Origin of the sequence: Psychrobacter sp. ENNN9_III (genome assembly GCF_001462175.1) — a bacterium.
In the GTDB taxonomy this organism is placed as follows: Bacteria; Pseudomonadota; Gammaproteobacteria; order Pseudomonadales; family Moraxellaceae; genus Psychrobacter.
The window spans coordinates 1-13,995 of record NZ_LNUO01000183.1 but is presented as its reverse complement, the minus strand read 5'-3'; the positions used below and the strand labels follow the sequence as shown (position 1 = coordinate 13,995).

Below are 13,995 nucleotides of genomic sequence, written 5' to 3'. Positions count from 1 at the left end.
ATGATCAAAAAATACCTTAACAACTTTGAGAGCTGCTGGCTTGCCTGAGATTGGTTAGCATTATTCAGAACTTTTGCTAGCTAAAAATGCATTTATCGCCTGATAGGTTTGCTTGCAGATGTCAGGATTGAGATTTTCCATATTAAGGTAAGCATGAATGACCTTATCAAAAGTCAAGTGCTGCGTATTGACACCAGCTTCGCTAAGTTTGGCAGCATAAGCGACACCTTCATCATATAAAGGATCAACCGCTGCATTGATAATAAGAACAGGTGGCTGATGCGCCAGCTCGTCTAAACTAGCGAACAGAGCAGATTTTGACTTTCTGTCTTCACCGTGCTGAAAGTACTGGTCAAAATACCAGTTAATGCGCGCTTGGCTGAGTAGATACCCATTGGCGTATTTATTAATAGAAGGGCAGCTCATGGTAAAGTCGACGCTTGGATATATCAGTACTTGCGCGCTGATGTCACAGCTCACCTCAGATTGTTTTATCCTAGGGTCACGCAGTAGATTGGTAACTAATGCCCCACCATGACTGTCTCCTGCTACTACGAGCTTATTCGTGCTGATGTGACGGCGGGCGAGTAGTTTATTTAAGCCAAGCAAAGCAGTGCAAGCATCGTTTTGAGCACAAGGATAAGGGTTTTCTGGTGCAAGACGGTATTCTGGGGCAACCACAATGTGCCCTGTAAGCTTCGCTAAACGGCATAAAATTTGATGATAAACAGAGACACTACCCGCTGTACCACCGCCACCATGAAAGTACAGCATCACGGGTAGTGGTGTCTGCTCAGTCTGCTCTATTGAAGCATCCGGCAAGCTCGGATAAAAAAGGCGCACCGGCACATGATAAGCATCTTTAGTTGACGCATCACCTTCAATGATATCATCGACTATTAGCGCCACATTCACGGTCTCGGTGACAAAGGTATGGGTTAAATTTGCTAGGCCATCTCTAGCATTGATAGCATTAAGGATACTACCTGTTTGCACGAAGGCAGGAAGCAGTTGTTCATTTAATACCTTTAGATAATTAGCAACAGCAGGTAATAAATCGACTTTGTTTTCAGCATCAGCTTTGTTGGATTTGATAGAGTCGTTCATCTTCATTCCTCTGTATTTATCAGTATTAAAACGCGTTTAATAAATGACAAGTCGGTATTGCTAGTGGCTGCTGATAGCTAAAAACACATCAAACAGGCTTTAAGCTAAGCAGGGCGACCATCGACCATCACCGGACGACTGACCATCCAAGCAATCACGACGTTGATAATCATCAAGATTAACATAATAAAAAGCGGCAAATCCCAATTACCAGTCGCTTCGTGTAGCCAGCCGGTCCCTAATGGACCAAAAAACGCTATCAAATAACCAACGAATTGAGCCATGCCAGACAGCTCGCTAGATTGATTGGTCGTATAAGTTCGTAGCGAGAACAACATCATGCACAAAGTAAAAATCGCAGAGCAGCCGATACCCATCAGTCCTGACCATAACCAAGCAAGATCAGTAGAAAAATAACTGACCCCTAAAATACCAATCACATTTAAAGAGGCAGCAACCACAGTCAGCGCTTGAATAGGGCGACCACGATTGATAAGCCAAGTGATAATCAAGATAGAAAACGGTGCCATAAACTGAAACACCGACCCCATTTGTCCGGCTTTAATGGCTGATAATCCCTGACTGACCCAAATAGAGGGTAAAAAACTAGCAACAGTATAAAACAGCAACGACTGCAAGCCCATAAATACTGCAATTTGCCAAGCAAAAGGCGTCCGCCACATGGAGATCTCTGAAGATCCTGGCGTAGGCAGGTCAACCACTTGATGACTAGACGAGCCGAGACGCAGACGTAAAAACACCCAAAGCACAATGGCAAATATGCCTAAAAGCGACCAACCACCAAGCGCCCTTGTAGGTTATGTCTGTTGGATAGTCCGGCATCACGGGTAGTGATGTCATTGTCGTCACTATCGCCCATGCCGATCCCGTCATAGAGGGCGCGGCTGATCACGGGGCTGTCGATATCGCCATACCAGTAGTTTAAAAGGACGGATTGTCCGAGTCTTGGGGCAAACTGCCAACCGTGAGTGGCACCTGAGGACAGTTGTAGTGCTCTTAGTGGCGGGGTTACCTCATCATCATGTGGGCTGATACCTGCGGACACGGGGGTAGAGATGGTGCGCTGCAGACCGTCATCGGTCACTTGTGAAGCGTAGCTTGGCGCCCTTGAGGCAGACTGATCACCGGTACGGGCTTGGGTGACACCAGTATAGGTGCTGCTGACAAAGGACTGCAAGCTTGGATAAGGACAGTATGGAATAGCAGAGTCTAATAGTGTGGCGGATACCCAGATGCCGGTGTCTTGTGCGATATCGTAGCCATGCTCAGGTATGGCGCTAAGTGTTGTTTGCGCTGTTTGCGTTGTTTGCTTAGTGGTACGCGTAAGCCAGTCTTTTATCAGCACTTGGTTGTGGTAGGAGACGCTATCACTGTTAGGTTCGATACCGACGATCGTCATGCTGGTACAGTACGTAGATAAATAGCCAATAGAAGGTAAGTTGTTGATGCTAACCCTGCTACCGATACTTATGCCACGCATGGCACCTGTAGCACTATAGTATTCTCTATTGCAGCCATTGGCGCGTACCCATTGCTCAGCTAAGCGGGTAGCAGATTCATCGCTATATACTCGAGATGGTGCCCCTAATAAGACAGCAGTATCATCTAGTGCCAGCTGAGAGTCGTCATCTGCCACGCCTTCATAGATAGTATCAGTAGCGAGTCCATCCGCTCGTACCACCACGGTGCGAGTGCCTAACTGCTTGGCGATCATCTGTAGCTCGTCAACAGAGTCTGTACCAGACTGTACTGAAGACTTCTCGTAGCGATAGTCAAGTGGTGATAATTCATTCTCGTCTAGCGCACTGACTAAAGACCAATAGCCCAGCTCATCTATTGAGTCACCTGATACCCAATAGGTGGTGACCCCAATATCAGCAAGCAAGCTGGTAATAAAGTCATAATCGCTGACATCAGACTGGATACGCATAGCGAGCTGTACCGGCCAAGGCGGTATGTACGGTAACTGATTTCTCGTTCGATGGGGTTGGTCGCCGACAGCTTAGATATGTTAGCAGATAGCTTCGTGTACGGAATTAGCTTATTTGCGGTCGGTGGAACGGTCATTAAGAAAAAACGGATTGCTAGAATTGCCGGATATTTTCAAATTACGCTAGCGATTCTTGGTTTTTTAGAAGTACTAAGACGTTTCTTTGGCAATGAGCAGTTACCTGACTTTTCTACCATGATAGTCATATCGATTCTTGCGCTAATTGCAAACTCGATTTGCCTCTATTTACTACAAAAATCGAAAAGCAAAAAAGAAGAAGCCCATATGCAAGCCAGTATGATTTTCACTTCAAACGATGTGATTATCAATTTAGGGGTAATTGTTGCAGGGATTTTGGTTAATTGGTTACACTCTAGTACGCCTGATTTGATTATTGGTAGCATCGTATTTGCTTTAGTTATTCAGGGCGCCTTTAGCCGTAATTGTTTGCCGTTCGCTAACAGTGCTGCCCTCAATAGGTGCATCAATGGCAATCTGCCACGGCTGCTGCTTATTGTTAACGCCAGAAGTCGCTATTTCTCCACCAATCTCAACCATATAGTTACGAATGTTGTAACGATCTTTGAGAACATCAGCAATGACGTCGACACCGTAACCTTTTGCTACTGCCGAAAAATCCAGACCAATGCCATCTTTGGTCTTATAGAGAGTTTGGTCTTGCTTGACGACGCTATCAAAATCTACCAATGCTTGGGCGGTGGCGATTTCAGTTGCACTTGGTGGGCTTTGTAAGCGTTCGACAGTCATGGTGCTACCAAACCCCCAAGTATTGATAAGCGGTATAACAGTTGGATCAAAGGCTCCGCCAGACTGTGCATAGACTTGTCTTGAGATATCGAGTACGTGACTAAAGTCAGCATCGATCGTAATAGGTGTGTCTTTGCCTAACTGATTAAACTTGGAAATAGTAGAATCACTTTGATACGTCGACATACTGTCATTGATTTGCTGTAAACGCTCATCAATGGCAGCTTGGACATCTGCCTCAGTTACCTTGTCTGGTAATTGATAACTAATATGATAGCTGGTACCCATCGTCTCACCGATCAAATAATTATAATCAGGCAGCTGTTGACAGGCGGTTAAACCAGCTAAACCAAATGCTGATACCGTAAATAATATAGTGTTACCTGCCGTCTTTTGTCTATCTTGAGACTTAATAGCGAAAAAACGTGTTTGAGGTTTATTTCTATTAAACATTGTGGATTTATCCAATAGCAAAAATGGATTAAAAAAAAGAGCGCCACTGTTGACGCTCTTTTTTATGTTTTCATGTTGACCGTCAAAATAACCGTTAGTCAAAATAAAAAAACTATTTGTTCAACTAACTATGGTTGTTAACCAATTTAACCACCGAAATCATCAAGCATGATGTTTTCATCTTCAACGCCAAGGCTATGTAGCATATCGATAACCGCCGCGTTCATCATTGGTGGCCCACACATATAATACTCACAGTCTTCTGGGTTAGGATGATCTTTTAGATACTCTTCTAGTAAGACATTATGGATAAAGCCTGTATAGCCGTCCCAGTTGTCTTCAGGAAGAGGATCCGACAAGGCAACATGCCACTCAAAGTTGTCGAACTCTTCTTCTAGCTGATCATAGTCTTCAACGTAGAACATCTCACGAATAGAACGTGCACCATACCAAAAACTAATCTTACGGTCAGAGTTCAAACGTTTGAGCTGATCGAAGATATGCGAGCGCATTGGTGCCATACCAGCACCGCCCCCAACAAAGATCATCTCAGCTTCAGTATCTTTGGCAAAGAACTCACCATAAGGACCTGATACTGTCACTTTATCGCCAGGCTTTAGGCTAAACGTCCAAGAAGACATTTTACCTGGTGGTATACCATCTGGACCACGTGGTGGTGGACTTGCGATACGAATGTTGAACTTAATGATACCTTTTTCGTCAGGGTAGTTGGCCATTGAATAAGCACGGATGACAGGCTCGTCAACCTTTGATACATATTTGAAAATGCCAAACTTTTCCCAGTCTTCTCTATACTCTTCAGCAATATCGAAGTCTTTATAATGTACTTCATGCGGTGGCGCTTCTAACTGCACATAACCACCAGCACGGAAGTTAACTTCTTCGCCTTCTGGAATCTTAAGTACCAGCTCTTTAATAAAGGTTGCGACGTTCTCATTAGAGACAACTTCACATTCCCATTTTTGTACATCAAAAAACTCAGGATCAATCTCGATTTGCATGTCTTGCTTAACAGATACCTGACAAGCCAAGCGCATGTGATTACGGATTTCACCTTGAGTAAAATAGCCTTCTTCGGTGGGCAGGATAGAACCGCCACCTTCAATAACACGGCAGCGACATTGAGCACACGTACCACCACCACCACACGCAGAAGATAAAAATATACCTTCACTAGCAAGGGTTTGCAGTAGTTTTCCGCCTGCTGGAGTCACCACATCATTATCGGGATTATCATTGATATGAATAGTAACATCGCCTGAACTGACCAGTCTTGAGCGTGCTGCCAAAATAATGGCAACAAGACCCATGATGATCAAGGTAAACATAGCAACGCCACCAATCGCCGTAGCATAATCCATGATATGTATCCTTAATCTATGGGGTAGGGGTGCGGATGCATGAATTTATTTCTGTACCCGAACGCCTACCGAATAAATGAATTAAATATGTCAAATCGCTAAATAAGTGTCTAAGCTTAGCGGTTTAAATGGACATCCCACCGAACGACATAAAGCCGAGAGACATAAGGCCAACCGTAATAAAGGTAATACCAAGACCACGTAGCGGCCCTGGAATATCTGAATACTTAAGCTTTTCGCGAATACCTGCTAACGCAGTGATCGCAACTGCCCAACCAAAACCTGCACCAACGCCATATACTACGGACTCGCTAAAGTTATAGTCACGCTCAACCATGAACAAGACGCCACCTAAGATTGCGCAGTTTACCGTAATTAGCGGTAAGAATACGCCAAGCGCGTTATATAGAGCTGGGACAAACTTGTCCAAAAACATCTCTAGAATCTGTACAGTCGCAGCAATAAGACCGATATAGCTTAATAGACCTAGGAAACTAAGGTCGATATTAGGAAAGCCTGCCCATGCCAGCGCACCATTTTTTAGAATGAACTGGAACAGAAGGTTATTGAGTGGCACAGTAATCGCCATCACAACAATGACAGCAACCCCAAGACCTATTGCGGTTGAGACTTTTTTGGACACGGCCAAAAAGGTACACATACCTAAGAAATAGGCAAGCGCCATATTCTCAATAAAGACTGAGGTTATAAATAAACTAATATAATGTCCCATTAGTGACCGCCTCCATGTGCCATGCCTTTAGACTGTGGCTTCATTACAAATTCGGCTTCCTCAATCTGCTCTGGCTTCCAAAGACGAACGATGGCGATAAATAAACCAATGATGAAGAACGCTGATGGTGGCAACAGCAATAGACCATTTGGTAGATACCAACCGCCATCAGTGACTGGTTGTAAGACAGTGATACCAAACCACGTACCTGAACCCAGTAATTCACGAATAGTCGCAACGAACAGTAATACTGCAGAGTAACCAAGACCATTACCAATACCATCTAAAAAGCTTGGGATTGGTGGGTTGCTCATAGCAAAGGCCTCAGCACGGCCCATAACGATACAGTTGGTAATAATCAAACCAACGAATACTGATAAGCCTTTACTCACATCATAAGCGACGGCTTTTAGTACCTGATCGACCAAAATAACTAATGAAGCAATAATTGTCATCTGTACAATAATACGAATACTTGATGGAATTTGCTTACGAATAATTGAAATAAAGAAACTAGAAAAAGCCGTTACCAATGTCAATGCCACACACATTACCAAGGCATTTGACATACTCGTCGTTACCGCCAGCGCCGAGCAGATACCTAATATCTGTAGAGCGATAGGGTTATTATCAAAAATAGGCGAGGTTAAAATACTTTTTGTGTCAGCCATGTTATGCCTCCTTGCCGTTTGCTACTGGTAGCGCGGCTGCCAGTTCGGTTGTAGGTTGAGCTGTCTGATTGTCTGATTGTTTGGATTGACTAGCCTGTGTATCAGCATTATCAATCGTTTTACCGCTCTCTTCACGTAGCGCGTCTAAGTAAGGTTTATAGCCTTGCTCACCCAACCAAAACTGAATCATATTGCTTACACCGCGACCAGTAAGCGTCGCACCACTGATACCATCGACCCAGTTTTCTTTTGGGTTACCAGCTTTGGTCACACCAGTAGCAACATCACCATTTTCATCATAAGAATGGATACCGCTCCACTTTGCGCGCCACTCTGGCTCTTCGATACGAGCGCCAAGACCTGGGGTCTCTTTGTGCTCATAAAAACTGATACCTTTAATGGTATTCATATCACTTTCAAGCGTCAAGAAACCGTAGATAGTACCCCATAGGCCGTAACCCTGAATCGGTAAGACCACCATCTCAGGCTGTCCGGCGTCATCACTTTTAACATAGACCTTTGCGTACTTAGGCACACGACCAATACCAGCAGGATCGTTATCACCTAAATCTTCACTTAATGCTTGATTCTTAGTTGCTTGACTGGCGTCATAAGCATTGCGATCAGGAATACCAGCTTCGTTTAAAGCATCATCATCAAGATAGTTACCTTTGCTTAAGTCAACAATTTTTACTTCAAAATCTTTAAAACGTTCGGCAACATCTTTAGCAGTATCAGACTCAGCGTCATACATGTCAGCTGCTACTAGGATGTTTTTATTACGATCTAAGCGTGCATTTTCAATTTGTGATGGTTTAAGACCGACCGCAACTGCTGACACCAATACGGAACACACCAAGCATAGCGTTAATGCCACACTGATGGTTTTTGTATTATTACTTTTGGGCTTGGACATAACGAACCCTCCGAGCTGTTTGGCGTTTGATATTTGCTTGAGTTACAAAATAATCAAACAATGGAGCGAATAAGTTGGCAAATAAAATAGCGAGCATGATGCCTTCTGGGAAAGCTGGGTTGACTACTCGAATCAGTACTGTCATAAAGCCAATCAAAATACCATAAGCCCAGCGGCCTTTATTAGTATGCGCAGCTGAGACTGGATCGGTTGCCATAAAGACAGCACCAAAAGCAAAACCACCAATCACTAAATGCCAATAAAACGGCAAGTTCATCATGAGGTTATCATCAGAGCCAATCATATTAAAGATAAGAGACGTTGCAATCAGACCAACCACACAACCTGCCATGATGCGCCAAGATGCAATGCGCGTCCATAGTAGAACTGCTGCACCCATTAAAATGGCAAGCGTAGAGACTTCACCGATACTGCCTTGCATGTTACCTAAGAATGCATCACTCCACGTAATGGCATTGCCGTAGACATCGACGAAATCCTGTGGAACCACGCCAAGTGCTGCAAGGCCAAGTGGTGTTGCACCTGAAAAACCATCAACTGCCGTCCATACTGAGTCACCAGACATATACGCTGGATAAGCAAAGTATAAAAACGCACGGCCAGATAGGGCAGGGTTAAGGAAGTTTTTCCCAGTACCGCCAAAGACTTCTTTTGCAACGACCACCCCAAAGATAATACCTAAAGCAACCTGCCATAAAGGAATATCAGGCGGTAGACATAGTGCATAAAGGACCGAGGTCACAAAGAAACCTTCGTTGACTTCGTGGCCACGAACGACTGCAAAGATAATCTCACAGAGAATACCGACCGCGAAAGTGACTATATAAATCGGTAAAAACTGCATCGCTCCATAGACAAAGCTTGCCCAGATACTATCTGGATTATAGCCTGCCATACTAGTGATAACCGTACGCCAGCCTTCTGGTTGTAGGCCAAGTTGAGCAATAGCAGTTAATGCCTGATGGCCAATGTTGTACATACCCCAAAACATCGCTGGGAACGTACACATCCAGACTGTGATCATGATGCGTTTGAGGTCAATACCGTCACGTACATGCGATGACGCATAAGTCGTCGTACCTGGTTGACGTAAAAACGTATCAAACATCTCAAAAATGGCGTAATACTTTTCGTGTTTGCCACCTTTGGTAAAAGACGGCTCCATACGATCGAACATATTGTGTAAAAATTTCATCGTGGTTAGCCCTCCAGCTCAATGCGCGTTAAGTTGTCACGCAAGATATCACCAAATTCATATTTGCCAGGAGATACGAAGGTGCATAATGCGACATCTTCTTCATCCAGTTCAAGCACGCCCAAATCTACCGCAGAGACAATGTCTTCAACGATCAAAGCGCGTAACAACTGGGTTGGCAAGTAGTCTTGTGGCATGACCTCTTCATACACCCCGATAGGTACCATAGCCCTCGGTGAACCATTACTGGTAGTGGTGAAGTTATATTTTTTACCACCAAAAAACTGCGAGATGTAGATAGGCAGTTTAGAAAAGCGGTTTTTACCTGGTGTAAAGAAGTGGAACGCTGGACGCTCACGGCCTTCAGGTAACACACTGACTTGATTGTGAAAGCGACCAAGATAAGCCACATTATCGAACAATTTACGTCCAGAAAGTACCGATCCTGAAATGATACGATTCTCACCTGCGATCAATTTACCTTTCGTCAATGCCGTCATATCGGCACCGCGCTCAGTCGCTACCAAATGTGGGTCTTTAACTGCAGGGCCTGCAAGGCTTAACAGACGACGCGTATATAAGCGACCAGTCGTAAAGAGCTTACCAATCGCAATCACATCTTGATAACCAATCGTCCACACAGTCACGCCGCGACTGATTGGGTGCAAAAAGTGAATATGCGTACCAGCAAGACCAGCTGGATGCTTGCCTGCAAAGCTATGATATTCAGTGACATTATTAGCCGCAGTCTTTGCAACTGGTGGCAGCTTAGCGTCACCATGATGACAGACAAAGGTTTTTGGGCTGAGTGTAGACAATACAGCCAGTCCGTCATTGAACGCTTGCAGCTCTTCATTAATCAGTAGCATTGGGTCGAACGCTAATGGATTGGTATCCATCGCGGTAACAAAGATAGCGTGCGGACGTGCACCGATTTCAGGAGCACGGCTATAGGGACGTGTGCGAAATGCAGTCCATTCACCAGAAGCAAGCAATTGGGTTTCAACAGCTTCAGAGTCTAAGTCAGCAAGTTGCTGGGAGTCATAGCGCTGAAACTCTACTTCTTCACCGTTTGGGTCAACCTCAATGACAAGACTTTCAAAGACACGACGCTCGCCACGTTTAATGGCAATAACTTTACCAGCTGCAGGGGCCGTGTATATAACACCAACTCGTTTTTTGTCTTCAAAAACAGGTTGACCTTTAGCTACAACGTCACCTTCTGTGACGTTCATCGTAGGTTTCATGCCTACATAATCGTAACCAATAAGTGCCACATGTGCTGGTCTGTGCTCTGATATCTCGCGGGAGGGCTCACCTGTGATGGGCAAATCCAAACCTTTCTTGATGGTAATCATAAGCGAAAACTTAGTCCATAGTCTAAAACGATACCAGACGTCCTGTTTGGTACGACAGCAGTATTCCAAAAGCATTATGACAGACCATCAAGCAGCAGCAGCCTAGGGCGGAGCTGTGATTGAGTGCCTTAAACATAACGCTTAAGTATTACTGCAAGTAAGAGTATTAACGCTGACCTTAGACTCCTTAACAACACGTTAACGTCTTATTCGAATTACCAAAGTGGCGACCGGCTACCAAGATGCATAATAAGCCTACCAAACCAGAGTGAATCTCTAAAACCAACCGCTTAGAGTAAACACTTTAAGTCATAGATGGGCCTACAATACGTTTTATTGAAATTTATAACATTGTCATACTAGTATCATGTAAATGGGTTCTGCGACAATCAAAAGACTGTCAGACGCAATATATGATAATTTGATTAAAGACAAACCAATTAATTAAATAAGGTACAATTCTAAATCGTACCAATCTACTCGTGATCAATCTGTCAAAATGATAGACAAGGGTTACGGTGCATACTCTACCGTCCTGTTGTCTGTTTTTTGCCATATCTTTATAACTGAGCAGTATTATAGCCAAACATGATCAATCAATGTAAAAGCTTAATGTGCATCGCTAAGATATAGAAACAAATACAAATTTACCTAGGATTATACGCTAAATTAACCTAAAATTGCCAGTTAGTAATTGAATTTATCTAATTGTAGTACCTAACTTAGAGGCTGAAACTTATAGTTATCAATCATCAGAACAGCTCAGATGGTTATAATGGCTCTAATCCAAAATATAAACTTAAGTTGTTTTTAAATACTAATATTTAGTGAAGTGCATACTTTATAGTATTTTCTTTCCATTTTTCAATTATTGATGATTCTGTTGTACTTTCGCTATCCATAAAACGTTTTATAAGGAGTGCTATATGTGTGCTGCGCCTGTGATTATTCCCGCTATCGATCTAAAAGATGGCAAATGTGTACGCTTAAAACAAGGTCGTATGGAGGATGATACTGTATTCTCTAACGATCCTGTCGCAGTAGCAGGACGCTGGGTAAAAGAGGGCGCGAGGCGTTTGCATTTGGTTGATCTCAATGGCGCATTTGACGGGGTGCCAGTCCATAGATCGGTAGTCAATGATATTGCCAAAGCCTATCCAAACTTGCCTATCCAATTAGGCGGTGGCGTGCGTAATATGAACACCATCGAGCAATATATTACAGCAGGACTTACCTATATTATCATTGGCACCAAAGCGGTTGAAGATCCCAATTTTGTCACTGAGGCTTGCCGTGAGTTTGCTGGACACATCATCGTTGGTATTGATGCTAAAGACGGTATGGTAGCCACCCATGGCTGGGCGAATGTCACGGACACCAAAGCGACTGAGCTTGCCAAGCGCTTCGCTGATGTCGGAGTGTCGTCCATCGTTTATACCGATATCGCCCGTGATGGCATGATGCAAGGCGTCAACATCGAGCAAACGGTCAGTCTTGCGCGTGAAGGCGGTTTGCCCGTCATAGCGTCAGGCGGGGTAACTGATATGCAAGATATCGAGCTCCTAAAGCCTTATGGTGATTGTATTGAAGGTATCATTACAGGACGTGCTATTTACGAGGGCACGTTGGATCTTGGAGAAGCACAAAGTTACCTAGACAGTTAACCGATTGTATAGCTGTATATAGGGTTGTCTGGATTGTTTATAAAGACAATGGTTGCTCACTACCTTAATCAAGGATACTTATGATAGCTGTTTTTGACTATTTACCTTTACGCAGATATTTGCCAGTTCTAGGTCAGCTATTATTATCAATAAGTATCTTTTATAGCTTGCCTACTTATGCTGCTGGCGAAGAGTTGACAAGTATTGTAGCTGCAACAGATATAGATAGTGGCGCCTTGACGAGTTCAGAAGCAGAGTCAGGTATAGAGCCTGAGGTAGAAGCGGAAAGTGGTACGCTACCGACAGCGCCAACACCGATAGAAGCACCTCCGGTTATCAGTGGTGAAAGTACCAATAATGCTCAAATTGAAACCAAGCCTACTTTGCAAAAAGACAATGATATCCGTCAACGTATCAGCGGTATTTTCTCCGAAATTGATGGCTTACAGGCAGTCAATGTAACGGTTACTCAAGGTGTCGTTACGTTAAGCGGAGAGACTCCGAACGAGAAAAAAGCGCAACAGGCGATTAATCTAACCAATCGCTTAACAGATGTAGTGACGGTTGAAGATAACATCAATCGAACGCTTGATGTGCAAGACAATGTTTCAACGGTATATCAAGGACTTAAAACCCAAGGTACAAATCTAATCAAAGCCATGCCGCTATTGTTAGTCGGCATTGTTTTGTTTGGCTTGGTAGCTTGGTTTGGTAGCTGGTTGTCCAAGCGTCAAGGCATATGGCAACGCTTGACTCCCAATCCTTTTGTAGCCGAGCTGTTATCGCAAACGATCAAAGTAATCTTTATTATCTTTGGTCTAATTTTAGCGTTAAGTTTAATAGGTGCAGAAACTATTTTAGGCACATTGCTTGGCGGTGCAGGGGTGATTGGTATTGCTGTTGGTTTTGCCGTAAAAGACTCTATTGAAAACTATATTGCCTCTTTGATGCTTAGTATTCGTCAGCCATTTCGTGCCCGTGATCAGGTAAAAATCAATGAGCATGAAGGCATTGTGGTACGCTTGACCTCACGGGCGACGATTCTGATGACGTTGGATGGCAACCAATTACGTATTCCTAATGCTGAGGTTTTTAAAGGTATTATCTTAAACTACACAAAAAATCCTGAGCGCCGTTTTACATTTGAATTGGGTGTTGATGCCAATGATGATCCGTTAGCAGCGATCAAAGTCGGTTTAGACGCAATAAGTACGTTAGATTTTGTTTTGGATAAACCCAAGGCCGTCGCTATCATTACTCATGTTGGCGACTCCAACATCGTGCTTGAGTTTCAAGTATGGGTAGATCAATCAGAGACTGATTTTGCAAAAGCACGTAGTATCGCCATTCGCGCAACTAAACATGCGTTAGAAAACCAAGGCTTTAGCTTGCCTGAGCCTATTTATCGCTTACGCTTCAACGATAAGTTAGAAACAGCTTTTGAGCATATGCAAGAAGGTGCAGGTAATACCAGTTCTGAGATGACGGTCACACCGATGCCCCCTGTCGCAGAAAATGAGCAGACCACAGATGATAAGGATAAACAGCAAGCGAAGGCGCGAGCAAAGCAAATTTTGAATGGAAACAATAGTGAGGATATATTTGATGCTCGTCCTGATGAAAAGCTGATGGAAAAGGTCGAACAGGAGATTGCAGAGAATTCTGACGAGACTGACTTATTAGATAAAAATAGCCCACAAGAATAAGCTTTTTTTT

12 protein-coding genes and 1 pseudogene are annotated in these 13,995 nt (G+C 43.7%); 3 read left to right on the top strand and 10 right to left on the bottom strand.

What is annotated here, in order from left to right; translation table 11 throughout:
- Window positions 1–60: 60 nt before the first annotated feature.
- The 3 genes from PENNN9_RS11210 to PENNN9_RS12740 all read right to left on the bottom strand — a co-directional run bounded on the left by PENNN9_RS11210 (window position 61) and on the right by PENNN9_RS12740 (window position 3,058).
- Window positions 61–1,107, bottom strand: a complete 1,047-nt coding sequence (locus PENNN9_RS11210; protein WP_058369757.1) for an alpha/beta hydrolase — start codon at window positions 1,105–1,107, stop codon at window positions 61–63.
- Between the two features lie 104 nt (window positions 1,108–1,211).
- A complete protein-coding gene (locus tag PENNN9_RS11205) occupies window positions 1,212–1,877 on the bottom strand; it encodes a CynX/NimT family MFS transporter (protein WP_227511809.1) in 666 nt (221 codons plus the stop codon).
- 14 nt (window positions 1,878–1,891) lie between these two features.
- Window positions 1,892–3,058: a hypothetical protein gene (locus PENNN9_RS12740; protein ID WP_156410098.1), complete on the bottom strand. Its 1,167-nt coding sequence runs from the start codon at window positions 3,056–3,058 to the stop codon at window positions 1,892–1,894.
- 36 nt (window positions 3,059–3,094) lie between these two features.
- Between PENNN9_RS12740 and PENNN9_RS12575 the strand changes: the two are divergent.
- Window positions 3,095–3,577, top strand: a pseudogene (locus PENNN9_RS12575) (cation transporter); the annotation flags it as partial.
- Here the strand turns inward: PENNN9_RS12575 and PENNN9_RS11200 are convergent.
- From PENNN9_RS11200 to PENNN9_RS11170, 7 genes are all read right to left on the bottom strand, one after another.
- On the bottom strand, window positions 3,533–4,174 hold the full coding sequence (locus PENNN9_RS11200; protein WP_227511812.1) for an FAD:protein FMN transferase: 642 nt from the start codon (window positions 4,172–4,174) through the stop codon (window positions 3,533–3,535). The pseudogene PENNN9_RS12575 and the gene PENNN9_RS11200 sit on opposite strands and share 45 nt — an antisense overlap.
- A gap of 311 nt (window positions 4,175–4,485) precedes the next feature.
- Window positions 4,486–5,721, bottom strand: a complete 1,236-nt coding sequence (gene nqrF / locus PENNN9_RS11195; protein ID WP_058369756.1) for an NADH:ubiquinone reductase (Na(+)-transporting) subunit F — start codon at window positions 5,719–5,721, stop codon at window positions 4,486–4,488.
- A 124-nt stretch (window positions 5,722–5,845) separates the two neighbouring features.
- Window positions 5,846–6,454, bottom strand: coding sequence for an NADH:ubiquinone reductase (Na(+)-transporting) subunit E (gene nqrE / locus PENNN9_RS11190; protein ID WP_058369755.1), 609 nt, complete (start codon window positions 6,452–6,454; stop codon window positions 5,846–5,848).
- Complete coding sequence (locus PENNN9_RS11185; protein ID WP_058369754.1) at window positions 6,454–7,125, bottom strand: NADH:ubiquinone reductase (Na(+)-transporting) subunit D; 672 nt, start codon at window positions 7,123–7,125, stop codon at window positions 6,454–6,456. The genes nqrE and PENNN9_RS11185 overlap by 1 nt, the downstream gene beginning before the upstream one ends.
- A 1-nt stretch (window position 7,126) precedes the next feature.
- Window positions 7,127–8,041, bottom strand: a complete 915-nt coding sequence (locus PENNN9_RS11180; protein WP_058369753.1) for a Na(+)-translocating NADH-quinone reductase subunit C — start codon at window positions 8,039–8,041, stop codon at window positions 7,127–7,129.
- The gene (locus PENNN9_RS11175; RefSeq protein WP_058369752.1) at window positions 8,022–9,257 is read right to left on the bottom strand and encodes an NADH:ubiquinone reductase (Na(+)-transporting) subunit B; all 1,236 of its coding nucleotides are present in this window, start codon (window positions 9,255–9,257) and stop codon (window positions 8,022–8,024) included. Before PENNN9_RS11175 ends, PENNN9_RS11180 begins: the two co-directional genes overlap by 20 nt.
- A gap of 5 nt (window positions 9,258–9,262) precedes the next feature.
- The gene (locus tag PENNN9_RS11170; RefSeq protein WP_058369751.1) at window positions 9,263–10,615 is read right to left on the bottom strand and encodes a Na(+)-translocating NADH-quinone reductase subunit A; all 1,353 of its coding nucleotides are present in this window, start codon (window positions 10,613–10,615) and stop codon (window positions 9,263–9,265) included.
- 926 nt (window positions 10,616–11,541) lie between these two features.
- Between PENNN9_RS11170 and hisA the strand changes: the two genes are divergently transcribed.
- Together hisA and PENNN9_RS11160 are read left to right on the top strand one after the other, a co-directional pair.
- A complete protein-coding gene (gene hisA, locus PENNN9_RS11165) occupies window positions 11,542–12,279 on the top strand; it encodes a 1-(5-phosphoribosyl)-5-[(5-phosphoribosylamino)methylideneamino]imidazole-4-carboxamide isomerase (protein WP_058369750.1) in 738 nt (245 codons plus the stop codon).
- Between the two features lie 80 nt (window positions 12,280–12,359).
- Complete coding sequence (locus PENNN9_RS11160; RefSeq protein ID WP_058369749.1) at window positions 12,360–13,985, top strand: mechanosensitive ion channel domain-containing protein; 1,626 nt, start codon at window positions 12,360–12,362, stop codon at window positions 13,983–13,985.
- The last annotated feature ends 10 nt before the right edge of the window (window positions 13,986–13,995 follow it).